This window comes from Natrialba asiatica DSM 12278 (assembly GCF_000337555.1).
GTDB lineage: Archaea > Halobacteriota > Halobacteria > Halobacteriales > Natrialbaceae > Natrialba > Natrialba asiatica.
The window spans coordinates 59,430-83,442 of the sequence record NZ_AOIO01000021.1; the positions used below are offsets into that span (position 1 = coordinate 59,430).

Here is a 24,013-nt window from a genome sequence, read left to right on the forward strand (position 1 = left end):
TAGGCGAGCACTTACGATCGCCAGCGCCGTCAAAGACATGCCTCCGCGTCTCGTCCCTCGTTCCATGTGTGCTCACGCGTCGGCCCCGAACTCGGACACGCCGATCCGCATCGGCATCGTCGGTCTCGGCTACATCGGCACGACCGTCGGCGGACAGTTCCACCGACACGCGGATGCCGCCGTCCACGCGGTCTGTGATCTGGACACGGACCGCCTCGCGACGGTCGGCACCGAGTTCGGCGTTCCACCCGCTACCAGATACACCGAGTACGAGACGATGCTCGACGATCCCGACTGTGAACTCGACGCCGTCCTCGTCGGGACGCCGCATACGCTTCACTACGACCAGGTCGTCGCCGCACTCGATCGCGACCTGCACGTCTACTGCGACAAGCCGCTCACGACCGACCTGAACCGCGCACGCGAACTCGTAGCCAGGGCCGACCGAACGGATCAAACGCTGATGGTCGGCTATCAGCGCCACCTCCAGACCGCGTTTCAGCGGGCGCGAGAGCGGTTCGCGACCGATCCGCCGCGGTGGGTTACGGCATCGATCACGCAGGACTGGATCGCGGATTCGGCTGGAACGTGGCGGCTCGATCCCGATCTGTCGGGCGGCGGGTTTCTCTTCGATACCGGCAGTCACCTGCTCGATGGCGTTCTCTGGACGACCGGGCTCGAACCCGAGTCCGTCGCGGCGAGTATGGACTTCCACGACGACGAGCAGCGGGTCGACCGGCGTGCGCACCTCGACGTTCGGTTCGAGAACGGTGCGACTGGAACCGTCTCGCTCCACGGTAACCTGCCGTCGACCCGCGAGCACATCCACTGCTGGGACGATCGAGGAGCCCTCTATCTCGAGGGAACGCAGTGGGGTTCCCGCGAGGTCTTCGAGATCGATACGGACGCAAGCGAACACGTTCCATACATCGATCACCGACAGGAACGGACCCGCGCAGGTGCCTTCGTCGAAAGCGTTCGCGACGGAACCGAGCCCCCTGCGACGGCTCGCGATGCCCTCCGCGTGACGGCACTGACCGACGCGGCGTACGAGGCTGCTCGCACCGGTGATCGAATCCCAACCGAACTCGAGTCCGACAGCAGCCAGACGCGACCGTGAACGAACCGTCCGATCACAATCCCGGCCCCGCGAAACGAAATACTACATTCCACTACGCTCGGCGATCCCCCTGATGACTGTGACTCCTCTCCGGCTCGGTTCGAGCGCTCTCGCTCCCGACGCTCTCCGTCGGAGAAGACGGTGAATAACAGTTCGATACCGGTGACTAACCGATCGTTTTTCGATGGTTACATCACCTCAGTTATTTCCCGCTGAACTCGGTCCAGTCGTGCGGTTATGCCCGGTTTACGATGGTTTCTTCTCGGTCGCCGTCTCGCACGGCTGCACCGACAGCGACACACTCGCGGTCATCGTCCGCCACGGGAGTAAGAAACCGATAGCTCACCGTGGCAAGCGGTTACAAGCCGGATAACTACAACCGGTGCACGTGACCCGACGGACATGATCACCTGTACAAACTGTGAGACCCCACAGTTCTTGCAGATCACCCAGAGCCGCGTCTACTTCGAGGACGGGAAGATGATCAACGAACTCTCCGAGACGTACGAGTGTACGCTCTGTGGATCGACCGGACAGTACGTTTACGACGAGGAATGCGACGAAGAAACCGTCTCGGGGGACGTCGAACTCACGACCGAACGCCCGAAGTTTGCCTGACCGGTCGCCCCACGAGGGGCGACGGATGGAGACCGTCGGTAGTACTCGGGCGATACACTCCGAAACGACCGTTTACGTGCGGTTTCGACGCGGACGCTATCTCTTGTGCCTTCGTCCCAGCCCGGTGCCAGCGCTGAACTCTCAACCGGAACCATCGCCATCCGGCGTCTCCCTATTGCTCGCACCCTCGATTCGTCCGTCTATCGTTGCGCTGGGTCGTGGCCCGGGTACTGAGGGGATGGCCCCGTCCGCGCCGTCGATTCCGGTGTTGTCTTCCGTCGCCCGTAGCCGATGTCTCGCGTCCCACTCCTCGAAGAGGCCGTACTCGGTCATCGTCTCCATCCCGGCGAGCGCCGCCGTGAGTTTGAGTCCGACGAGGGGGATCTCCGCGACCGAGATGATGACGTCGGCACGCAAGATCACGCCGTCTCTGAGAATCACGTCGAGGAGATCAACCAGCGCTTCGTCGTCCTTTTGCGGCTTCATACGCGTGTCACCCCTCGAATCGGTGCGTACTGCAATGCGATCATAGCGGGTCCGTATCGGTTCCGGCGCCGGTTGGATCACCGTTCTGACCGTCCGGGTCGGTGCCCAGCTCCGGTGCAAACGTATACGGCGGCCACGGTCCGGTAAACCTGACTTCGAGTCCGTCCTCGGCCGCAACGCCATCGAGTATCGATCCGACCGCATCCTCGTCGTCCTCGTGTGCGAGTACCGTGAGCCGACAGAGCGTTTCTGCGTCGTCGCCGTCTTCGGTCTCGTCCTCGGCTCTCGCGACGTCCGCAATATCCGATGCCGGCGATCGATCGAGCGTATGCACCTCGCGAACCGTCTCCGCCAGATCCGCCTCCAACTCGGCCGCCATCGTTTCACGACGCGCCGTTCGCAACTCCGTCAATCGCTGTTCGAACTGCTTTTCGAGCAAGAACGCCTGCCCCTCGCTCGCGTCGGCGATCCGTTCGTCGAGTTCAGCCAGGCGGTCGTCCCGTTCGACCAGCGTTCGGTCGTCCGGCGCGTCGAACTCGACGACTTCGATTCGGTACTCCCAGTGGTCGGCGAGTTCGGATAGCACGGGCCGCAGCGTTTCCGACTCCTCGCGGAGCCACTCGCGCAGGCGGGTGTCGTCGCCGCGGAGGATGGTGTCGAACTGGAACGGGACCGGCGTGCCGAACGCCTGACCGGCCGCGTCGACGACGGTCTGGTGGCGGACGAGCCAGTGTTGGATCTGCGTGAGGTCGGCCGAATCGTAGAGGCTGTCGCAGTCGTGGACGACGGCACCGATGCCGTCTTCGGCGACGACCGAGACGGATTCGCCGTCGATCCCGGTCGTTTCGAGTGTGGCGTCGTCGTCGGTCTGGACGACGCAGTAGAGGTAGCGACCCGTTTCGATGTCGGGCGATGCGTCGGTCGCGTTCGTCGGCGCGTCGCGGGGTCGCTCGTCCGTCGTCACGAGTTCTCACCGCCGAATACGGAGTAGCCGGGAGCGTGGCGCGGCGTCGAGTCGGCATCGAGTTGCTCGATCGCGTCGGAAACGAGCCCGTCCAGATCGCCGCGCAGGTCGTCGACGCCGTCCTCGATTCCCTCGTCCGCTTTGAGCTGTTCGATCTCGGCTTCGATCGTCGCGAGTTGCTGTCCGAGACGGTCGATTTCCTCGTCGGAGAGGTTGCCGGATTCCATGCGCCTGACCGCCTCGCGTTCGAGCGCGTCGATCAGGAGTTCGACGACGGTGATGACGAGCGTGATCAGTCCCTGGCGCGCGTCGTCGCCGTCGCCGACGTCGATCGTGCTCATGCCGAATCGTCCTCCGTCTCGGCGGGTGCCGTTTCGCTCTCGCTCGCCTCGGCTTTCGCCGCCTCGGCGTCGGTGTCCGCGTCCGGTGCTTCGTCGGCGTTGGCCTCGTTCTCATCCTCGCTCCCGTTCTCGTCCCCGTCCCCGTCCTCGTCATCGCCCTCGCTCTCGGCGGTCACGTTGACGCCGCGAGTCGGATCGATCGCCGGGTTCGGTCGCTCCTGGTCCATCGACGCGAGTTCGGGATCGTCGACCGCCTCGGCGACGCGTTGCATGTCGGTCCCCTCGGGGAACTCGAGGCCGTACTTCGCCGCGGTTTCGAAGGAGGCGATCGCGGCCCGGAGTTGGATCCCGAGTAGTTGCGTGTCGCCGATCGAGACGGCGATGTCGGCGTTGATGACGATGCCCTTGTCGAGGAGCATCTCGATGACTTCGGCGAGGTCGGTTTGCTGGCGGCTCGGCTGGACGCTATCGACCATCCGACTCACCTCCGAGCGCGCGTCGCCAGCGTCCGTCCAACTCGCGCTGTTGCCGGCGGGTCGAGGCTGGTGTCTGGTTCTGGTTCTGGTTCATGGTAGGTTCGATCAGTGGCAGTCTCATCGTGAATCGTTCGCGGGCTCGTTTTTCGATTGGAGCCCGTCTCTCCATCCGAGGTCCGCTATCGACCGCTGTTACCGCTGCCCGATCAGTCTTCGCCATCACCTTCGGTCTCCTGCCGGCGTTTCTCGTATTCGCGCTCGAATCGGTTCCCGTAGATCCGCTTTCGGCTCGGAGCCGTCGAGAGTCGAACCTGCTGTGGCACCGTCGAGTGCTTGACGCCGCTTGCGACATCCGCGCGCGTCGCCGGCATCGTCGACGCCGCCGTCGGGTTTCGCGAGTTCACACTCGTGTCCTGGCGGCGCATCTTCTCGCGGTTGAACTCGTGGAGCTTCGCGAGTTTGGCGCGGGTTTCGAGCAGGGCCTCGCGAAAGCTATCGATACCCTCCATCGTGGTTTGCTGAATCGCGACCTGGTAGGCCTCGGGGTCGTCCATCACGTCGATATCGCCGAGCAATTCCGCTGGATCGGCGTCGACGTCGAGGAGATCGTCACCACCGCCGTCATCGCCGCCCAGGTCCAGTCCATCGAGGAGGGTATCGTCACCGTCGCCGCCATCGTCGGTCAACTCCTCGAGCTCGCGTTTCGTCTCCCAGATTTCGCCGATGTCCGTCGCGTCCCAGGCGTCGAGCAGGTCGATCGCCCGGAAGAGGTGGCCGAAATCGACGACATCGCCGACACCGGTGTCGTCGTCGGCCAGAGCGGTTGGAATCTCGCCCGCGTCGATCGCCGCGATGACCTCGTTGGCGTCGATGGCCTCCGGGAGGGCCGACAGGTCGAGCGTTTCGAGGAGATCCGCGACCTCGGTCGCGAGTTTGCTGAGCGTCTCGACATTGTCAGCGAGTGCGGACAGCGTTTCGTCGTCGAGGTCGTCGAGGTCGTCAAGGCCGGAGAGGCCGGTGTCGCCGTCTCCCCCTTCCTCTCCGTCGCCGGCCCCCAGCGTGTGCTCGAGTTCATCGAGCGCGTCTTCGGCGTCGTCGAGTATCGTGCCGAGGTCGAAGTCGGCGGGAGCGTCGTCGCTCATCGATCACCCTCGGGGTCCGTCTCAGTCTCTGTATCGCCGTCCGAACCCGTCTCGGTTGCGTCTTCCGGAGGGTCCACAGGCTGAACTCGAACGGTCAAGACGCCGTTGTTGATCGCTGCTTGTCCGGTTCGGTCGGACCAGGGGACGTCGATGCGGTCGAGTTCGGTGCCGGCGACGACGATGACCAGCGTGGTATCGCTGAAGCCGACGGTGACATCGTCCGCGTCGATGTCGGCGTCGGCACCGGAGACGTCGGCGATGACGAGGAGTTCGTCGTCGTGCGTACGGGTGGTGATGTGGTGGGAGTCGGCCCGCGACGGAGTGTCCGCCGAGGACGAGTGGGCTGACGGCGTCGCCGACGGGTTCGATGGCGGCCCCGTCGAAGATGACGACCGACTTCGCCGTGTTCGCGGACGGCCCGATCGATCGTGGTCCCGATCACGGTCCCACGTCCGATCCGAATCCGTCTCACCGGGTTCGTCTTGCCGAAGTCTGTCGACCCACTCGTCGGCGAAGGATTCCCCAAACCGGGAGTCGTCGAGCAGGTCGTCACCCGTCCGAATCGAGATACTGTAGTCGAATACGGACCGATTGCGCCCGCCTCGTCTGGCGGGTGACAGCGTGTTCGAGTTCGGATTCCGATCCAGACGATCGAGCAGTGCCCGTACCGTCGCGAGCCACCCCGTTTCCCGAGCCCGCCGCTCAGTCGGGTCGTCGTCTCCGTCGTTGCGATCGGTTCTGTCGTGCGGATCGTTCCTATCGTGTGGGTCGTCTCGGGCCATCAGCGTTTCACCTCGACACGGCCGCTCGCGAATTGTTCGTGGACCTCTCGGGCGAGTTCGAGTTCAGCCTCGATCGTTTCCTTTCGGTCCAGGTATTCCGCTTCGGATCGTTCGCCGAGTTCGTACAGCAGCCGGTTTTCCTTGCGCTCGTCCTCGAGTGCCTCCACGTCGTACAGTTCCTGCAGCGCGAGCGAGTGCAGTGTGTCAACGATGCCGATGAGCGGCCGGAACAGAAGGTCGTCGAGAACGAACATGTGATCACTGGGATTGGGCCCCGATTTCGACGTTGACGAAGCTATACGGTGCGTACGGGCCGGTGTATTGGACGAGAAGGTCGTCGCCGTAGCGATCCTCGAGTCGGGCAACCGCCTCGTCGAAGGACTCGCGTTCGTCCTCGTCGACGAGGTACGACCGGTTCAACACGAGACGATCGCTGAAGCGATCGTTCTGGACCGCTTGGGCCGCGATCGGGTCGAGTTCATCGCTGACGGCGTCCTCGACCTCGTCGCGGTCGATCGAGCCGTCCTCCTGGGTGACGAGTTTGAGCCCGAGTTCGATCCGGCCCTCGATGTCGCTCATCGCTCGCCGAAACGCCGGGCGAGCGCCGCGGAGGACGTTCTTCAGCGTGCGGTCGTTCTCGAAGGCCATGCCGAACTGCATCGGGACGATGGTTTTGCCGCCGTCGTGGTCCATGATCTCCCGAAGGACGTCGTCGTGGATCTGGGCGTCCTCGTCGGTCTCTTCGGGGTCCGTGGTGTCGATGTTCGAGACGACGGCCCCGAGCCGTCGGTGACTGACGGTGTAGACGCGGTCGGCACCGGCGACGGCGTCAGTTTCGAACTCGATGTCTCCCGTGTCGGCGGTGTTGACGATGCCGTAGACGTACCGGTTGCTGTTGCTCATTCCTGGGTCACTCCGGCTGTAGGGCGGTCGTGGATCGGTGATCGGTCGGTAGCACGGGTTTCATGGAGAACGTAATCGTCACGGGTAGTTCGACAGCCGCTCGCCTTACCGTGGTGCTTGCAATCGCAGCGTCCGTGTCACCTGAACTCGGGAGCCGGATCAGCCGAGTCGGCTTGCAGTCGCAAAGCAAGCCGTGTTAGGAAATCGGAGTGAACCCGGAGACGTAATGGCACAACCACAACAGCGGCCTAACTCCTCAAGTCTCGCAGAGGTACTAGACCGCGTTCTCGACAAGGGCGTCGTCATCGACGTCTGGGCGCGCGTCTCCGTCGTCGGGATCGAACTCCTCACCGTCGAGGCCCGCGTCGTCGTCGCCTCCGTCGACACGTTCCTCCACTACGCGGAGGAGATCGCAAAAATTGAGCAAGCGACCGCGGACGGCGATCTCGAGGATCTCGAAGAACTCGAGGTCGAGCCGCGGCCCGAATCGTCGCCGCAATCGGCCACCGAATAATCGACGATGGCCGAGGACACCTCGCGAAAGCGCAAGGTCCGCGGCAGGAAGATTCGCGGCGATCGAGAACAGAAAAAGCGACGGCGAGCGCGAAAGGAACTGGCTCGGAACGCGTCGCGAAACGGCAACCACGACGAGGCCGGCACATCCGCGACGAACGCGTCGACCGGGGACGAGGGCGGTCATCTCGAGTCCCCAGAAGCCGTCGCTCCAGAGCCGTTCGTCGAAACCGACGCCGTCGAATCGCTTCGCGAACGGATCACCGGCTGGCTCGCCGCCGATCAACCCGTACACCTGATCGGGCCGACGGGCTGTGGAAAGACCGCACTCGCACTTTCGGCAGCCGCAGCACGCGGCCGACCGGTCGTGCATATCAACGGCGACGAGGCCGTCGACACGGCAACACTCGTCGGAACCTACGCCGGCGGCGAACGCTACGAGGAACGCGACGAGTTCGTCAGCGGCGTGAGCAAGAAGACGCAGATCGTTCGCGACCGCTGGGTCGACAACCCGCTCTCGGCGGCGGTACGTGAGGGTGCCACGCTCGTCTACAACGAGTTCTCCCGAAGCGATCCCGCCGCCCACAACGTCTTGCTCTCGGTGTTCGAGGAAGGCGTCCTGGAACGGCCGGGGAAGCGCGGGCGGGATAGAACGATCGACGTGCATCCCGAGTTCCGGGCCATCCTCACGTCGAACGACGCGGAGTACGCCGGCGTCCACCGCCAGCAGGATGCGCTGCTCGACCGCGTCGTCGGGGTCCACGTCGGCCACTACGACGCGGAAACCGAGCGCGAGATCGTCCGCACTCACGTGGACGTGGACGTGGATGTGGATACCCGCGACGGCGACAGTGACGACGGCAAGAGCAAGCGCGCGGCCGGTAACGACGAGCGCGGCGCACTCGATCCGGAAGCGATCGGGGCCGTCGTCGAGACGACGCGCACGTTGCGCGAGGAACTGCCGTTCGTCGTCGGGACGCGAGCAGCGATTACGGCGGCCAAAGGGATCGCTGTCTTCGGGTCCCAGGCTGGCGCTGAGTCGGCACAGCAACAGACGGATGGCGGGCAGGCCACCCTCGACGACGAGTTGCTGGCAGACGTCTTCACGGACGTTCTCGGCTCGAAGCTCGCCGGCACGGAGATCGACGACGTGCAAGCGCTCCGAGAACGGATTACCGACACACTCTGAGACCAATGGCCAACGCCGAGACAGCGAACGCGACGACACGGTGCAAGGCGCTCACCGCGGACGGCGAGCGCTGCTCGCGGCCAGCCCAGGACGACGGCTTTTGCTTCCAGCACGACGAGAGCGATCCCACCGTGAGCGAGGCCGACGACGCAGCCGAGGAACAGGACGCCGACCAAGAGCCGGCTCAAGACCAAGAGCAGGATCAGGAGCAGGAGCAGGAACCGGCTCAAAACCAGGAGCAGAAAGAACCACAGGAGGAAACCCAGGCCCAGGAGCAAGAACAGGAACACGAACAAGAACAACCGCATCAAACCGACACCTCACAACCCACCTCTGAGATGGCCAGCGACGAAACAACCGACCCCGACGCCGTCGATACCGACGAACTCGACGCCGATACCGAATCGGACGTCGACACCGACCAAATCGAGGGCGTCCTCGCGATCCGCCGAACCGTCGTCTCGACCGCCGGTGAACTCATCGGTCACGAGTTCGACGGCGTCAGCGAAATATCGCCGACCGACGAAGGCTGGTGTGCCGTCGTCGAAGTCGTCGAGCGCTCGGCGGTCCCGGACACGCAGGACGTGCTCGGTCGGTACGAGATCGACCTCAATACGGACGGCGTCGTTCAGGGCTATCGACGCCTCGACCGATACCGGCGGGGCGATACGACCGTATTCGAGTGATCCCCGGCAGTCGGGAGCCGATGCCAACCCGGTGCCCGACGGCTGTCCAGGCTGCCGAGTAGCGGCTGCCACGCCACACTCGCCTCCGACCATCCGAACCCGAAAACCGCGGAGCGCCAAGACTCAGAATCCCCGACGTACCCGGACTCACCGTTCCTGCCCTCGAATCCGACTCCCGGACGCCGCTCCCGGACCTACGAACCAGAACCCCAAAGTACTCCCCGGCCGTTCGCCCGGCTGAACTCGTGCCTTCGCTCCCCGTTCGCGGCGTCGACGTCGGTCCCGAAACGCGGTGCGGGCACTACCGCACCGACCGAGATATCGTCTCGTTCCGATTCGACTGCTGTGACGCGTACTATCCCTGTTTTCGGTGCCACGCGGCCGTCGAAGATCACGAGGCGATCCCCTGGCCACGGAACCGGTTCGACGAGCCGTCCGTCCGCTGTGGGGCCTGTGACTCCGCGTTCACCGTCCCAACGTACCTCGCGTGTGCGTATCGCTGTCCGAACTGTGACGCCCCCTTCAATCCCGGCTGTGCGGCGCACGCGGATCGGTACTTCGAGACGGCGAACGGGGAGGACGATACCGGGGACGCAGACGGCTGACCGCTGCGACGACGGTCCGCCGGCGTCAGCGAACTCGCCCTGGATCAGTCGTCCGCGGGCGAGCGCGCCGACCGATCCGTCTCGCCCGACCGTGATCGCTCCGATTCGGTGAGCGTCGCCTCGACGTCGGCCGCCAGGCGGTTCACGACCGCCCGCCCATCCCGTTCGCGGACGATCAACTCGTCCGCTTCGAGTGCCGACAGGTGATGCGAGACGGTGCTCGGATCGCACTCGAGTTCATCTGCGAGTCGGCCGTTGTTCGCCTGCCCGATGGCGGCGAGTGTTTCGAGTACGTCGCGCTTGGCCGGTTCCGCCAGCGCGGCCTGCAGTTCGACCCGCGGGGAGTCGGCTGCGAGCGTCCCGTCGGCACCGGCTTCACGATCGTCAGGGTTCGTTGCCGCGTGCTCGGTGCCGGTCGCAGCCGCTTCGAGGTACAACCGGCGTTTGCCCCCGATTTTCGCGGACGAAACCAACCCTTCCTCTTCGAGGATGCGAAGGTGGTGTCGAACCGTCGACAGCGAGAGTTCGTTTCGGTCGCGGACCTGCGAGAGGTAACAGCCGGGGTCGGCTCGAATCGTCTCGTAGACGGTCCGTCGGCGATCGTTTTCGAGCGGATCGGAGTCGTCGTAGCGGCTGTACCGAAAGATCGAGACGAGTTGCCAGGGGAGCCGAGACGCGAGGCGGTGTAGCCGCTGGAACAGCTCGATCTGACGGACCCACGTCGTGATCGCATTGGCGACGGTCGTGACGATGCCGGTCCCGGCGGCGCTCGAACTTGCGCCAGCACTGGCCCCGACGCCGGCTCCGGTCCCAGTCCCGAGACCGGCACCGAGTCCCGCAGTCCCCGCTGTCACCCCTGAGGCCGTGATCACCCCGAGCAGACCGATGAGTGCAGTCTCCGTCGTCGACGAGGGCAGCCTCGGCGACGCCGTCTCTGAATCGGCTGTCTCACTTCCATCGCCACGCTCACCATCGGCCGATTCGCCCGCCGTCTCGTTTCCATCACTGCCGTCCCCGAACGTGACGACGCCACCCGACGCGAGCGACGACTCCCCCTCGATCCTCGCCGCGAGGGGAAGCGCCTCGCGAGACGGCTCGGCTCTCTCGGAGCCGACGGCAGTCACCGGGTCGGTGACAGTGCCGGCACCGAACTCGAGTTCACCAGTCGCCGGGAGGTCGGTGTCTCCGCCGATCGTAGCTTCGAGTTCGGCGTGCGAGTCGAGCGCGTCCGTCTCGTCCGCGAGACGGTGCGTTTCGGTCGCCGCTGCATCTACGACGGTCTCCGACGCCGGGACTCGGGGTGTCTCTGTCGCCGTCTTTGTCTCCGAAGCCGCCCCCTCGTCGAACGTACCGTCTCGTCGCTCACCACCGGCCGTGTCCGCTTCCGAGCGATCACCGCTCTCCGGATCGATACCGGCTGTGTCCGGACTGATGATCCCCGAACCGGCCGTTAGCGCCCCTTCACTGTCCGATTCGTACTCGCCCTCGGTCACGTCTTCGGCCGCAGCCTCCCTCTCGGACGCGGTTGCGGCGGTCGCTTCCCCCGACGCGTTGGTGCGGCCGTCCGCCGAGTTGATATGGCGCGTTTCCGTCTCCGTAGCCACGCTATCGTTCGAGCCGTCGGACGCCGGTTCCGTCTCGTCGACCGCCGCAGTGCCGTCGGAACCGACTTCTTGCCCGTTGTCTGCCCCGGAGAGCGTCTCGGCACTCGAGGCCGTTCCTGCAGCAACACCGGCGATGCCAGCGACGCCGCTACAGAGGATTACCGCCGTGACGACGCACACGACCGCTTGCGTCGACGGTCGCACCGGTACCGGTGCGCTCGAGGTCATGATCTGGGGTCCACTCGGTGAGCGTTCCGTATACGTTTTGTTGCACTTGACAATCAGAATATATTGATTGTCGTTGATGACTGGGTGTGTCAGACGACAGTGTCCGACCCGTCCAGCAAGCTATTTCAGCGTCCGGCGGCCGACCACACAGTATGGACCCGGCGCTTGGCCCGCCCGACGCGATGGCCGAGAAACGCGACGAGTTGACGCCGATGATGCGTCAGTATCACGATCTCTGCGCCCGCTACGACGATGCGCTCGTCCTCTTTCAGGTCGGCGACTTCTACGAAACCTTCTGCGGTGCCGCCGAACGCAGCGCCCGCCTGCTCGAAATCGCGCTGACCAGCCGCGAGGACAGCACCGGCGAATACCCGATGGCCGGCATCCCGATCGACAACGCCGAATCGTACATCGAGGACCTGCTGGAGGCCGGCTACCGCGTCGCCGTCGCGGATCAGGTCGAGGAACCCGGCGAAACGTCCGGCGTCGTCGAACGCGCGGTCACGCGGATCGTCACGCCCGGCACGCTCACCGAGGACGAACTGCTCGCGAGCGACGACAACAACTTCGTCGCAGCGATCGCCCGCGGTCGCGGCACGGACACGCGACCCGCCGACGACGAACTCGCGCTCGCCCTCCTCGACGTCTCGACCGGCGACTTCCTGGCCACGAGTTCACCTTCGGACGAGGCTATCGCGGACGAGGTCAGCCGCTTTGCGCCCGCGGAGGCGGTCGTCGGACCGGACGCGCCGGCCGACGTGCTGCCGGAGGAGTGCATGGTGACGCCGTTCGACGACCGTGCGTTCGACCGCGATAGCGCGGGCGAGACGGTCTCGGGCTACTTCGGCGATCCGGACGCGCTGCTCGCAAGCGACGGCGAGATCCGGGCCTGCGGAGCGCTGCTCGCCTACGCGGAGTACGCTCGCGGTGGCGAACACGAGGGCGAGCGCGGCGGCGGAGCGGAGCGCGGTGACGCGGCGGACTCGCCGGTCGCGGCCGGCGAAAGCGAGGGCGACCGCCTCGAGTACCTCACCCACCTCACGCGCTACGATCCTCGCGAGTACCTCCTGCTCGACGCCGTCGCGCTGCGCAGCCTCGAACTCTTCGAGCCGCGGGCCGTCCGGGGCCGCGAGGACGCCACGCTCGTCGGCGTCCTCGACGAGACCGCCTGCGCGCTCGGCGGCCGCAAACTCCGGGACTGGCTCCGCCGACCGCTGCTCGAGCCGCACCGAATCGAAGCTCGCCACGACGCCGTCGAAGAACTGACCGGCTCCGTTCAGACGCGCGAGCACTGCCACGAACTGCTTCGCGACGTCTACGACCTCGAACGGCTGATCGGGCGCATCTCCCGCGAACGGGCGAACGCGCGGGACCTGCGGTCGCTTCGGGACACCCTCGCCGTCGTCCCCGAACTCCGCGATCAACTGGCCGACGCCGACTGCGACCGGCTGATCGCCCTCCGCGACGAACTCGACCCGCTCGCCGACGTGCGGGACCTGATCGACGACGCCGTCGTCGCCGACCCGCCGATCGAGATCACCGAGGGCGGCATCGTCGCCGAGGACTACGATGCGGACCTGGACGACCTCCGCGGCACCGCCCGCGACGGCAAGCAGTGGATTGACGACCTGGAGGCTCGCGAGCGCGAGCGCACCGGCGTCGACTCGCTCAAGGTCGGCTACAACTCCGTCCACGGCTACTACATCGAGGTGACGAACCCCAACCTCGATGCGGTCCCCGAGAACTACCAGCGCCGCCAGACCCTGAAGAACTCCGAACGGTTCGTCACGCCCGAACTCAAGGAGCGCGAGGACGAGATCGTCGGCGCGGAGGAACGCGCGGACGAACGCGAGTACGAACTCTTCTGCGACGTTCGCCGCACCGTCGCCGACGAAGTCGAACGCGTCCAGCGACTGGCCGACGCGCTCGCGACCCTCGACGCCCTCGTCTCGCTCGCGACCGTCGCCGCCCAGTACGACTACTGCCGGCCGGAAATCCTCGACCGCGAGGCGGCCGACGGCGGCCTCGAAATCGCCATCGAGGGCGGCCGCCACCCCGTCGTCGAACGAACCCAGGAGTCGTTCGTCCCGAACGGGGCTCGTCTCTCCCCCGAGCGGCGACTCGCGGTGATCACGGGGCCGAACATGTCCGGCAAATCGACGTACATGCGCCAGGTCGCCCAGATTGCCCTCCTCGCGCAGGTCGGCAGCTTCGTCCCCGCGAGAGCAGCACGACTCACGCCCGTCGACCGAATCTTCACCCGCGTCGGCGCGAGCGACGACATCGCCGGCGGGCGCTCGACGTTTATGGTCGAGATGGACGAACTCGCGACCATCCTCCGGGACGCCGACGAACGCTCGCTCGTCCTGCTCGACGAGGTCGGCCGCGGCACCTCGACCGCCGACGGCCTCGCCATCGCGCAGGCGATCACCGAACACCTCCACGACGAGGTCGGCGCGACCACCCTCTTTGCGACCCACCACCACCCGCTGACCGAACTCGCCGACGATCTCTCGGCCGCGTTTACCCTCCACTTCGCGGTCGACCAGACCGACGGTGAAGTCGTCTTCCACCACGAGATCGAACCCGGCGCGGCGACCGGCTCCTACGGCGTCGAAGTCGCGACCGCCGCCGGCGTCCCCGAGGCCGTCGTCGACCGCTCGCGCGAACTCGTCGAGCCAGCGACGCCCGCGGAGACCGACGCGCCCACCGCCGACGCCGCAACCACCCAGTACGCCGACGGCGGCGAACTCCCCGCCGATGTCGCCGCCGAACTCCGCGCCCTCGACGTCGGTCACCTCACTCCCGTCGACGCACTGACCGAACTCGACCGTCTCCAGCGGCTACTCGAAGAGTGAGCGACAGTCTATCCTCCGACCCACCTATCCGCTCTCGACGAGTTCTTTTCGATAGACGAGGAGATCGACTCCGTCGTCGAACTGCTCGATCGGTTCGCGATGGACGAGTTCGAATCCTTGCGTCTCGTACGGTCCTTGCGCGGCGGACTGGATCGACAGCGTATCGAGGACGACGTGCGTCGCTCCGCGCGTTCGCGCTCGGCGCTCGAGTGCAGCGGTGAGCCGCCGCCCATAGCCGCGCCGCTGGTGTTCGGGCGCGACTCGCAGCCGGGTCAGTTCGACCGTCGAGTCCGGCGGCGTGGCGCTGTATTTCGCGGCGACGGTCGTCTCCGAGACGGGGCGCAAGGCACCGGTGGCGACGATCCGTTCGTCAACCGTGCCGACGAGAAAGGTCCCCGTCGTGTCGAGGTACGTCTCCGGTATCGTCTCGAGGTCGTCATCCGGAACGCCCTCGACGTACGCGCCGGCACGTCGCATGGCCGCCTCGTGGACGGCCTGAACTCGCGGTCCGTCACCGGGCTGGTAGCGGCGAATCGTCAGCGTCGGCTCCACGGGAAAGCGGCGGTTCCGTCATTCCAAAAGCGCTTGCAAAATCACCACGACGGTTCGACGCTCCGCTCCGGAGCGCGGGTCGAATCGATCAGGCGTCGGTAGCGGTATCGCGACGACCGAACTTGAGGAACGCAAGCGCCGCCCCGAACAGCGCCGTATTTTTGAGGAAGTGGATCAGTTGCTGTTGTTTCTCCTCGGGGTCGTCGAGGTTCCAGAAGTCGTGCATCACCGGCGTGACGCTGACCAGAAACCCGGCGACCAGCGCCGCGGCCGCGGACGGGCGTCGCCACAGCACGATGCCGATGCCGCCGAGGAGCAACCCGCCGCTCGTCGCCGGAACCGTGTACTCGGGCATCGGCGTGTTCTTGGCCTCCGCGTAGGCGATCCGTTCGTCCAGATTCCAGAGGTTATCGAGCGCGTTGAACGCGAGAATGCCGCCGAAGAGCGCGCGTCCGAGGCGAAACACCCAACTCGTCTCGGCTGCCGATTCGGCTTCGACGGGCTCGGTGAGGGCCTTCCGGTCGCCGTCACTGCTCGATTGGAACCACGCCTGAAGATCCATATGTCGAACGGACGGGTGCGAACGATTAGAACTCGACGTAGCAATGGCAGGCGACCGCTCCCGCCGTCGTCCGTCCCGTCGTTCCGCCAACCGCCCCTGTAACGTTCTTCCCGGACGCCGTCGAAGGACCGCCCACGGGCCTGCACACGCGAGGCAGGCGCTGATCAGGATGACAACGCTCACGCTTACGAGTTCAGCGTTCGGGGACGGCGATCGGATCCCCGACCGGTACGGCTACGGCGAATCGAACGTCAACCCGCCGCTTAAGTTCGGCGGCGTTCCCGACGAAGCAGACGCCCTCGCGCTCGTCGTGGACGATCCGGACGCGGTCGACCCCGTGGGCAAGGTCTGGGAGCACTGGATCGTCTGGAATATCTCGTCCGATCGAGAGGAGATTCCGGAGGATTGGGACCCCGACGCCGATGTCGGAGAGGGAACGAACGACTTCGGTGAGCGCGGCTACGGTGGCCCGAACCCGCCCGACCGGGAGCACACCTACCGGTTCAGGCTCTTCGCGCTGGAGTCGTCGCTCGACCTCGGGTCGGAGGCGGACGCCGACGACCTCGAATCCGCGGCGGAGGGTCGCGTCATCGAGACGACGACGCTCGAAGGGACGTACCCGGTCTGAACCGCTTCCCGTGGAAGTCAAGACGGCGGATTACGCGTCCGGGACGCGGGGCACGAGCCCGAGTCACGGTAGGGCCGTGGCACTACGTGGCGGTCGGCTCCAGCGAGATGAACTCGAGTCCGTGCTCGGTCAGCAGCCGCTTGGCGCGGTCGGTAACCGACGGGGCGACGAGAATGCCGCGGACGGTGGCGTCGGCGTGGAGGTCTCGGCCTAGCGCGTCAACGTACCGTCGGAGTTGGCTCACCGCATCGGGGCCGACGCGGCGGCGCTTGAGTTCGACGACGACCGTGCGGCCCGCGTCGTCCTCGCCGTAGATGTCGATCGCGCCGGCAGCCGTATCGCGCTCGGTCGCGAGCGGCGTGAACCCGGGCTCGAGGAGGTCGGGCTCGTCGAGGAGCCGCTGGCGGAGATCCTCTTCCGTCCCGGAGAGGGCGAGTTCGGTTTCGTCGGTGCCCGAAAACGCGGACACCTGCAGGACGTTCCGAAAGCGCACGAGGAGGCGTTCGTCGGGCGTGGAACGGACGCTTTCGAGGGTGAGCGTCTCCGTTGTCCCCGTCGTCTCTGTCTCCGTTTCCGTCCCCGTCCCTCCCGCATTCTCGGCGGCGTCGCTTCGGTCAGCATCGGCGTCTCGCCGCTCGCAGGAGACCTCGTGGTCGCAGCCCGGCGGCTGCCAGTTGACCGGCTGTTGGCCCTCGTCGGTGTGGACGAGCGCCGCGCCGTCGGGTTTGAGCATGACGTGGCGGTCGCCGGCGTCGAGCGTGCTCGAGGCCCGGCCGTCGTATTCGACGGTACAGCGGCCAAAAACGGTCACGAGCGCCCCGCGGTCGATTCCGTCTGCGACGGCGTCGCGGGCGTCGACGATCGAGGGCCGTTCGAGCGTCACAGCGTGAAACTCCTGCTCTTGCTCCTGCTGGCTGCGGGTCACTGCCGATAGCTAGTCAAGCGGCGGATAAAAGCGCCGCGACCGACTTCGAGGCGAGTGCCGAGTGCAGTTCACCCGGGCGGCACCCGCACGACGCCAGCGCGGTTGCGAGGGGTTCTTCCGTTCGGTCGCCGATGACTGACTCGTGACCGATTTCACAACGCGGCGCCGCGTCCTGCAACTGTCCGGCGTCGGCGCGACGACATCGCTCGCGGGCTGTAGCCAGTTCGATATGCTACAAAACGAGTCCGACGGCGGCGACGAGTTCGAACTCGAAACCGGCGTGGAACCTGCTATCGATCCGGCCGACGGAATCACCGCCTCCGTTCAGCCCGCCCGAGAGGACCTCGTCGCGCTCGAGCAGGAGGTCAGGGACGAAGCCGGCGAGGACGCGACCCGACAGGAGATGGCGACGATGTACGAAGAGCGACGGATCGAACTGTTTCAGGAACGCGCCGCCGAGTTCGAGTCGGCGATGCTCGAAGACGACGCCGTCTCGCTCGAGGCGGCCGTCGCCGAACAGGGCGCGTTCCTCATCGACGGGCCCGACGACCGCCTCGTCGAGTTGCTCCGCGACGAGGAGGTAGACGCGCTGCTTCCCGGCTCGGAATACGAACTCGTCCTCCAGCAGGCCCAGGGTCAGGGCGCGAACGGGAACGGGAACGAGTCCGCGCCCGATGGCGAATCGGACGGCGAGGGCGGGAACGACAGTGAGAGCGGCGGCGAGAACGAATCGACGACGGACGCAGAATCAGAGACGGACGAGGGGTCCGAATCGGACGGCGGGACGAACTCGAGCGAGTAAGTCGCCTCACTCGACGCGAAACGGACTGTCGCGTTCGGTCCAGTCCCAGCCCGGGAGTCGCTCCTGAAAGCCGGCAGCGAGCGCGGCATCGAGGTCGTCGAGACCTGCGTTCTGGTCCGGGTCGCCCTGGACGCGAACGTCCGCGTAGTGAAAGGTCGCCTCGCCGAGCGTCCGCAAGGGCTGCGTGCCGGCGATGGTTGCAGCGAGTTCGCGACCGAGGAGTTCGTCGACGACGAAGCCGGGATAGTCGTCCTGGACGTCGAGTTCACGGAGCAGTGCGACCATGGCGGCGACGTTGACGGCGAGGTCGCCGTCCGCGAAGACGGTGTCGACGGCCTGCTGGTACTGGGCCGGCGTGACGTGATCGACGTGGGTGTCGAACTGCGTGCCGAGGTCGTCGCGGATGTCGTTGATGAGCGGGACGATGGTATCGGCGCGGGTGCGAATCCAGTCTCGTTCGTCGGCGACGCGGGCCGGTGTCAGGTGCATACGCCCACTACGGGTGGCGTCCTCCTGGATTTTGCGAAGGCTTTTATACCACGCAAAGAATAGCCTCGGGTAAGCGGGTTCTCCCTGGAATCTTCCCGCAGTGACCAGGATAACCGACCTGGGAGTATGTTCGTCATGGGACGATGTCACAGCGAATGATCCGAGATACGACGCAGACTGCGTTGTCTCACGGGAGCGGACCGTGGTGTCGGTATCGGCGGCGGTGTCGGCGGTTCCGTCGTCGGCGTCTCTGTCGGTATCGGTCTCAACACTCAGCCACACGAGTTCGACAGTGGCGTGAGGTGGATCGGACGGTTGTGACAGCGGCTTCCCGGTTCATGTTCTCGGGCGGCGAGTTCACGCAAGCCACATCTGGCGATTATGAGTACTGTAGAGCAGCAACTCGACGATTTGCAAGCAGAGATCACGAGCGAGTTACCGAGTGATATCTCGGTCTCCTCGGTGAAGTACGAAGGACCGGAACTGGTCGTCTATACGCGCGATCCGAAGGAGTTCGCCCAACAGGGTGACCTCATCCGGAAGCTTGCGAGTAAGCTTCGCAAGCGGATCACCGTTCGACCGGACCCGAGCGTCCTCTCGCGGCCGAACGAGGCCCGCGAGGAGATCATGCAGGTTATCCCGGAGGACGCGGGCGTCACGGACCTCGACTTCCACGCCGATACCGGCGAGGTCGTCATCGAGGCCGAAAAGCCGGGGATGGTGATCGGCCGTCACGGGTCGACGCTCCGCGACATTACGAAGAACGTCGGTTGGACGCCCGAGGTCGTTCGGACGCCGCCGATCGAGTCCTCGACGGTCTCGAACGTTCGAAGCTTCCTCAAGCAGGAACGCGACGAGCGCCGGGACATCTTAGAGAAGGTCGGCCGGCAGATCCACCGCGAGGAGATGTCCGACGACGAGTACGTTCGCATCTCGACGCTTGGCTGCTGTCGCGAGGTCGGTCGTGCGTCCTTTATCCTCTCGACGCCGGAGACGCGCATCCTCGTCGACTGCGGTGACAAGCCGGGTGCGGAAGGCGAGGTACCGTACCTGCACGCGCCCGAGGCGTTCGGCGCTGGCCCGGAGACGATCGACGCGGTCGTGCTCACGCACGCCCACCTCGACCACTCCGCGTTTATCCCGCTGTTGTTCAAGTACGGCTACGACGGCCCGATCTACTGTACCGAACCCACGCGGGACATGATGGGGCTGCTCACGCTCGACTACCTCGACGTCGCCGCAAAGGAGGGGCGCACGCCGCCGTACGACTCCGAGAGGGTCCGCGAGGCGATCAAACACTGCATCCCCCTCGAATACGGGGACGTGACGGACATCGCGCCGGACGTCAAGCTCACGCTCCACAACGCCGGTCACATTCTCGGTTCTGCCGTCTCGCACTTCCACATCGGCGACGGACTGTACAACGTCGCGTTCTCCGGCGACATTCACTACGAGGATACCCGCCTGTTCAACGGCGCAGTCAACGACTTCCCGCGCGTCGAAACGCTCGTCCTCGAGTCGACCTACGGCGGTCGAAACGATTACCAGACCGACCAGGCGGACTCCGAGGAGAAACTCAAGGAAGTCATCAACGAGACCTACGAGCAGGGCGGCAAGGTCGTCATCCCCGCCTTCGCAGTGGGCCGATCCCAGGAACTTATGCTCGTCCTCGAAGAGGCCATGCGCGAGGGCGACATTCCCTCCATGCCGGTCCACCTCGACGGCATGATCTGGGAGGCGACGGCGATCCATACAACCTACCCCGAATACCTGCGAGACGATCTCCGGGACCGCATCTTCCACGACGACGAGAACCCCTTCCTCGCCGACGAGTTCAACCACATCGACGGCGGCGAGGAGGAGCGCCAGGACGTCGCCGACGGCGACTCCTGTATCATCCTCTCGACGTCGGGGATGGTCACCGGCGGCCCGATCATGTCCTGGCTCGGCCACATCGGTCCCGACCCGGATTCGACGCTCGTCTTCGTCGGCTACCAGGCGCAGGGAACGCTCGGCCGACGCATCCAGAACGGCTGGGACGAGATTCCGACCAGCGAAGTCGGGGCGATGGGGTCCGACAACAGCCGCGGGACGCTCACGCTGAACATGGACGTCGACACCGTCGACGGGTTCTCCGGCCACGCCGACCGCGCGGGGCTCGAGAACTTCGTCAAGACGATGAATCCGCGCCCCGAGAAGGTGCTGTGCGTCCACGGCGACGAACGATCGGCACAGGACCTCTCCTCGGCGCTCTACCACGACTACAACATGCGGACCTTCGCACCGAAGAATCTGGAGACGTTCCGGTTCCTCTGATCGGACTCCGATCGGGCTCTGGTCACTCTCTCATCGGCTCCAACTGAACTCGTCGCTTCTGGTGAGTTGGAGCGGAAAGAACGGGATGGAAACGGAACCGCAAGGTCGCCGGTTCGACGCCGTCGTTCACGAGCGATTTTCTAACGCAGTGGTAGCTCGGTCGATCCGAACGGTTCGCACGCTTCTATTTGGGTTCGCCACGTAGCATCACCGATGGACGAGTTCGCGTCTCAGTACCATCGAGCGCTCGGGATCGGCGAAGCCGCCTTCGAGGGCCTCGAACCGCACCTCGAGCGCCGAAATTACGACGGATGCGAGTACCGCCATCTCCCGGATGCCCGTCGCGGGATCGAACGCGGGACCGTGCTGATCGATGGCGAAGTCGTTCGCGGGTTTCCGAAGGTGCCACGAACGCTCGTCCTCTCGACCGGGGTCCCGACGCAGTTCGACGAGTACGGTCGGATCGCAGTCGAAGAGAAGTTAAACGGCTATAACGTCCGCGTCGCACGAATCGACGGCGACGCGCTCGCGTTCTCCAGGAGCGGGATGGTCTGTCCGTTCACGACGCGAATGCTCGATCGGCTGGTTGATCTCGCCGAACTGTTCGATTCCTACCCGATGGCGATGGTCTGTGGCGAGATGATCGGCCCCGAAAACCCCTACACCGCACACGACTACCCGGGCGTCGACTCCATCGCGTTTCGTGCGTTCGACTGGCGCGACCGCGAAACGGGTGACCCACTGCCGGTCCAGGAACGGCGGGCGCGCTACGAGCGCTTCGAAATCCCGCAGACGCCATTGTTCGAGTTCGTCGCGGTCGACGATGCGCCTGAGACGGTCGATGCCTGCATCCGCGACCTGGACGCACAGCACCGCGAGGGCGTCGTGATGAAATCGCCCGACGGGCGGACCCAGTTGAAGTACACGACCTCGGCGTCGACGAAATCGGACCTCGCGTACGCGTTCTCGCTGCCGTTCGATTACGGGCGGCCGTTCATGTTCCGACGACTCATCCGAGAGGGGTTTCAGACCGTCGAGTGGGACGAGTCGGATGAGGCCGCCCGGCAGCGCGCTCATGAACTCGGGGAGGCCATACTGCTGTCGATGCGAGAGACCATCACGACGATCGATGCGGGCGGGACGGTGGGCGAGCGCCACACAGTTCGTGCCAGTACCGAGACGATCGACGTCCTTCTCACCCACCTTCGCGGCCAGGGACTCGAGATAGACATCGAGGACGACCGTCGCGAGGACGGCGATCGAGTACTGACGTTTCGCAAGCGAACGCCCGCGACGAACGACACGACTCGGAACTATCTCGAGGGCCACGCCGTCACGGAGTAACGAGTGCAGCGCCGTGGAAGCGACTACTGACTACTCGCGCGCCGCGCCTGCGATTTCTCGAATGCGTTCGGCACCCTGTTCGACGTAGCCGCCGTGGTAGCAAAGCGTCCGCTCGATTTCGAGTGTTCCGAGTTCAGCGACCGACTCGAGCGCCCGGTCCATGTCGGCCGTGAACCGCGGTTTGGGCCCCGAAAGGGGAGCCTCGCGGTCTGCGACGAGGGCGTCACCGGCAACGAGCAATGCGCTTTCGGGGAAGTAAAGCGAGATGTGGCCGGGCGTGTGACCTGGCGTCTCGAGCACGTCCATCGGCCCGGCGAGCGTCGGGATCCGGACGCCGGCCGAGAGCGCGATGTCGACCGCAACCGGCGGATACCGGTCGCCGCTGCTCTTGATCGGAGCCCGATCACCGGTGACGTACGGAACTTCCTCCCGGTGGGCCGCAACGACCGCATCGGTCCGGTCGAGCAACGTCGCGAGCGCGCCGGCGTGGTCCCCGTCGTGGTGCGTGAGGACGACCAGCCAGATATCCGCCAGATCGTACTCGAGCGACCGCAAATGCGTTTCGAGCGCGTCCACAGCCCCGGAATCGGCAGGACCGACATCGAATAGGACCAGTCCACGGTCGGTCTCGACGACCGCGGGGCTAATCGTCAGTTCGCGTCCGCCGAACTCGACCGTGATCGGAAGCGCATGCAATCCGGGATCGTTCGCCATCGTTCGCGGAACTACTCGTCCCCGAAAGATATGGGTACGGGGTCGGTGTGGCGGACGAAACGACAGAAACATAACCAATTTACGGCCATTTCTACTGGAAACACCATGGGCGATCAGGACGGCGAGCGCTACACACCTGCCATCGGAACCAAACCCGACCGTGACGACGACCACGAGTTCCCGACACTCGATATCGAAACTGACCCCATCGACGTCGCTCGGCAGTCGCCTCCCGACTCCCTTTCCGAGTTACTCGAGCGATACGACGACGTCGTCGCAGATCGCGACCGGACGCAGTGGGACTGGCTCTACAACGCCTTCCCGGCCTTTCGGCTCTCCTGTGTCGACACCGAGCGGGCGCGACAGGTCCGGGTCGCAAAACTCCTCTCGACGCTGTTCATCACCGTTGCGGACGACGTCGCCGAACGCCACGGCGATCGCGAAACGTTCGCCGAACTGGCGAACGTCCCCTTCGATCACCAGCACGCCGACCCGTCCCATCCCGACGTCGACGGGGAAATCGTCCGGTTCGGGATCGACGTCTGGAGTTGCTTTCGGGGGCTATACGATGACAGTCCCCGCGCACACGAGTTCAGCGAGCAACTCCGTTTCGACGTGCGTCAGGTCCTCGCTGCGATCGAGTACTCCGCCCTCGCAAACCACAGCCCTGAACTCGTTTCGGAGCACGAACTCTGGCGATACGACGCCTACAACATGATGGTGTTCGTCCACGCCGACACCGATCTTGCGAACGCGCCGGCGTTCGATGTCCAGGAGTTGTCCGCGCTTCGGCAGGCCCTCGACAGAACCCAGCGGATGGCTCGGATCGGCAACTGGCTCGCCACCTGGAAACGCGAACTCGGCGAGGGCGACTACAGCTCCGGTGTCGTCGTTCGCGCCGTCGAGACGAACGTGATTTCAGCCGCGAGGCTGCGGGGCTTCCAGTCACCCCCGGTATCCGACGCAGTCGAGGAGGTCGTTCGCGCAATCGAGAACTCGACCGTTGAAGACTACTTCTTGGATTGCTGGCGCGTGGAGTACGCCGACGCAGCGCGGTTCGGGGAGTCGATAGAAAGCGTCGATCTGGCGGCCTATCTCGACGGGTTCGAGACGATCCTGCGGTCGCATATCGCGACGCGAAACGCGACCTGAGTCGGACCGCGAGT

Annotated in this window: 26 protein-coding genes; 12 read left to right on the top strand and 14 right to left on the bottom strand. The window is 65.4% G+C overall.

The window, feature by feature from the left end:
- The first annotated feature begins 64 nt into the window (after positions 1-64).
- Positions 65-1,120, top strand: coding sequence for a Gfo/Idh/MocA family protein (locus C481_RS06810; RefSeq protein WP_006108419.1), 1,056 nt, complete (start codon positions 65-67; stop codon positions 1,118-1,120).
- Between the two features lie 402 nt (positions 1,121-1,522).
- Positions 1,523-1,738, top strand: a complete 216-nt coding sequence (locus C481_RS06815; protein WP_006108420.1) for a hypothetical protein — start codon at positions 1,523-1,525, stop codon at positions 1,736-1,738.
- A 141-nt stretch (positions 1,739-1,879) separates the two neighbouring features.
- Here C481_RS06815 and gvpM read toward each other — a convergent pair whose 3' ends face one another.
- From gvpM to C481_RS06855, 8 genes are all read right to left on the bottom strand, one after another.
- Positions 1,880-2,224, bottom strand: a complete 345-nt coding sequence (gene gvpM / locus C481_RS06820) for a gas vesicle protein GvpM (RefSeq protein ID WP_006108421.1) — start codon at positions 2,222-2,224, stop codon at positions 1,880-1,882.
- Positions 2,225-2,264: 40 nt separating this feature from the next.
- Positions 2,265-3,188, bottom strand: a complete 924-nt coding sequence (gene gvpL / locus C481_RS06825) for a gas vesicle protein GvpL (protein WP_006108422.1) — start codon at positions 3,186-3,188, stop codon at positions 2,265-2,267.
- Positions 3,185-3,529, bottom strand: coding sequence for a gas vesicle protein K (locus C481_RS06830; protein WP_006108423.1), 345 nt, complete (start codon positions 3,527-3,529; stop codon positions 3,185-3,187). The genes gvpL and C481_RS06830 overlap by 4 nt, the downstream gene beginning before the upstream one ends.
- Positions 3,526-4,005 carry a gas vesicle protein GvpJ gene (gvpJ, locus tag C481_RS06835; RefSeq protein WP_006108424.1) on the bottom strand — a complete coding sequence of 160 codons (480 nt, stop codon included), beginning with the start codon at positions 4,003-4,005 and terminating at the stop codon, positions 3,526-3,528. The genes C481_RS06830 and gvpJ overlap by 4 nt, the downstream gene beginning before the upstream one ends.
- Before the next feature lie 206 nt (positions 4,006-4,211).
- On the bottom strand, positions 4,212-5,147 hold the full coding sequence (locus tag C481_RS06840; RefSeq protein WP_006108425.1) for a hypothetical protein: 936 nt from the start codon (positions 5,145-5,147) through the stop codon (positions 4,212-4,214).
- Positions 5,144-5,929 (bottom strand): hypothetical protein, encoded by a 786-nt coding sequence (locus tag C481_RS06845; RefSeq protein WP_006108426.1) that lies wholly within the window; start codon positions 5,927-5,929, stop codon positions 5,144-5,146. Before C481_RS06845 ends, C481_RS06840 begins: the two co-directional genes overlap by 4 nt.
- Positions 5,929-6,183: a gas vesicle protein GvpF gene (gene gvpF, locus C481_RS06850; RefSeq protein WP_006108427.1), complete on the bottom strand. Its 255-nt coding sequence runs from the start codon at positions 6,181-6,183 to the stop codon at positions 5,929-5,931. Before gvpF ends, C481_RS06845 begins: the two co-directional genes overlap by 1 nt.
- 4 nt (positions 6,184-6,187) lie before the next feature.
- The gene (locus tag C481_RS06855) at positions 6,188-6,832 is read right to left on the bottom strand and encodes a GvpL/GvpF family gas vesicle protein (RefSeq protein ID WP_006108428.1); all 645 of its coding nucleotides are present in this window, start codon (positions 6,830-6,832) and stop codon (positions 6,188-6,190) included.
- A 226-nt stretch (positions 6,833-7,058) separates the two neighbouring features.
- Here C481_RS06855 and gvpA point away from each other — a divergent pair, with 226 nt between their 5' ends.
- From gvpA to C481_RS06875, 4 genes are all read left to right on the top strand, one after another.
- A complete protein-coding gene (gene gvpA, locus C481_RS06860; RefSeq protein ID WP_006108429.1) occupies positions 7,059-7,346 on the top strand; it encodes a gas vesicle protein GvpA in 288 nt (95 codons plus the stop codon).
- 6 nt (positions 7,347-7,352) lie between these two features.
- A complete protein-coding gene (gene gvpN, locus C481_RS06865) occupies positions 7,353-8,534 on the top strand; it encodes a gas vesicle protein GvpN (RefSeq protein WP_006108430.1) in 1,182 nt (393 codons plus the stop codon).
- A 5-nt stretch (positions 8,535-8,539) separates the two neighbouring features.
- A complete protein-coding gene (gene gvpO, locus C481_RS06870) occupies positions 8,540-9,220 on the top strand; it encodes a gas vesicle protein GvpO, halophile-type (protein WP_006108431.1) in 681 nt (226 codons plus the stop codon).
- Positions 9,221-9,465: 245 nt separating this feature from the next.
- Positions 9,466-9,825 carry a CHY zinc finger protein gene (locus C481_RS06875; protein WP_006108432.1) on the top strand — a complete coding sequence of 120 codons (360 nt, stop codon included), beginning with the start codon at positions 9,466-9,468 and terminating at the stop codon, positions 9,823-9,825.
- A gap of 44 nt (positions 9,826-9,869) precedes the next feature.
- Here the strand turns inward: C481_RS06875 and C481_RS06880 are convergent, their stop codons facing one another.
- On the bottom strand, positions 9,870-11,657 hold the full coding sequence (locus C481_RS06880) for a helix-turn-helix domain-containing protein (protein WP_006108433.1): 1,788 nt from the start codon (positions 11,655-11,657) through the stop codon (positions 9,870-9,872).
- 152 nt (positions 11,658-11,809) lie between these two features.
- Here C481_RS06880 and mutS point away from each other — a divergent pair, with 152 nt between their 5' ends.
- On the top strand, positions 11,810-14,515 hold the full coding sequence (mutS, locus tag C481_RS06885; RefSeq protein WP_006108434.1) for a DNA mismatch repair protein MutS: 2,706 nt from the start codon (positions 11,810-11,812) through the stop codon (positions 14,513-14,515).
- A gap of 24 nt (positions 14,516-14,539) precedes the next feature.
- Here mutS and C481_RS06890 read toward each other — a convergent pair whose 3' ends face one another.
- Both C481_RS06890 and C481_RS06895 read right to left on the bottom strand, forming a co-directional pair.
- Positions 14,540-15,067 (bottom strand): GNAT family N-acetyltransferase, encoded by a 528-nt coding sequence (locus C481_RS06890; RefSeq protein ID WP_006108435.1) that lies wholly within the window; start codon positions 15,065-15,067, stop codon positions 14,540-14,542.
- An 88-nt stretch (positions 15,068-15,155) separates the two neighbouring features.
- Positions 15,156-15,629, bottom strand: coding sequence for a DoxX family membrane protein (locus C481_RS06895; protein WP_006108436.1), 474 nt, complete (start codon positions 15,627-15,629; stop codon positions 15,156-15,158).
- Positions 15,630-15,798: 169 nt separating this feature from the next.
- Between C481_RS06895 and C481_RS06900 the strand changes: the two genes are divergently transcribed.
- Positions 15,799-16,257: a YbhB/YbcL family Raf kinase inhibitor-like protein gene (locus C481_RS06900; protein WP_006108437.1), complete on the top strand. Its 459-nt coding sequence runs from the start codon at positions 15,799-15,801 to the stop codon at positions 16,255-16,257.
- Between the two features lie 82 nt (positions 16,258-16,339).
- Here the strand turns inward: C481_RS06900 and nucS are convergent, their stop codons facing one another.
- Positions 16,340-17,140, bottom strand: coding sequence for an endonuclease NucS (nucS, locus tag C481_RS06905; RefSeq protein ID WP_394295604.1), 801 nt, complete (start codon positions 17,138-17,140; stop codon positions 16,340-16,342).
- Between the two features lie 184 nt (positions 17,141-17,324).
- On the opposite strand from nucS, the gene C481_RS06910 reads away from it, so the two are divergent.
- On the top strand, positions 17,325-17,984 hold the full coding sequence (locus C481_RS06910; RefSeq protein ID WP_006108439.1) for a hypothetical protein: 660 nt from the start codon (positions 17,325-17,327) through the stop codon (positions 17,982-17,984).
- A gap of 6 nt (positions 17,985-17,990) precedes the next feature.
- On the opposite strand, the gene C481_RS06915 is transcribed toward C481_RS06910, so the two are convergent.
- Positions 17,991-18,473: a hypothetical protein gene (locus C481_RS06915; protein WP_006108440.1), complete on the bottom strand. Its 483-nt coding sequence runs from the start codon at positions 18,471-18,473 to the stop codon at positions 17,991-17,993.
- Between the two features lie 381 nt (positions 18,474-18,854).
- Between C481_RS06915 and C481_RS06920 the strand changes: the two genes are divergently transcribed.
- Together C481_RS06920 and C481_RS06925 are read left to right on the top strand one after the other, a co-directional pair.
- A complete protein-coding gene (locus C481_RS06920) occupies positions 18,855-20,789 on the top strand; it encodes a beta-CASP ribonuclease aCPSF1 (RefSeq protein WP_006108441.1) in 1,935 nt (644 codons plus the stop codon).
- A gap of 213 nt (positions 20,790-21,002) precedes the next feature.
- Positions 21,003-22,133 (top strand): RNA ligase, encoded by a 1,131-nt coding sequence (locus tag C481_RS06925; protein ID WP_006108442.1) that lies wholly within the window; start codon positions 21,003-21,005, stop codon positions 22,131-22,133.
- A 30-nt stretch (positions 22,134-22,163) separates the two neighbouring features.
- Here C481_RS06925 and C481_RS06930 read toward each other — a convergent pair whose 3' ends face one another.
- On the bottom strand, positions 22,164-22,847 hold the full coding sequence (locus C481_RS06930) for an MBL fold metallo-hydrolase (RefSeq protein ID WP_006108443.1): 684 nt from the start codon (positions 22,845-22,847) through the stop codon (positions 22,164-22,166).
- Between the two features lie 105 nt (positions 22,848-22,952).
- On the opposite strand from C481_RS06930, the gene C481_RS06935 reads away from it, so the two are divergent.
- The gene (locus C481_RS06935) at positions 22,953-23,999 is read left to right on the top strand and encodes a terpene synthase family protein (protein ID WP_006108444.1); all 1,047 of its coding nucleotides are present in this window, start codon (positions 22,953-22,955) and stop codon (positions 23,997-23,999) included.
- The last annotated feature ends 14 nt before the right edge of the window (positions 24,000-24,013 follow it).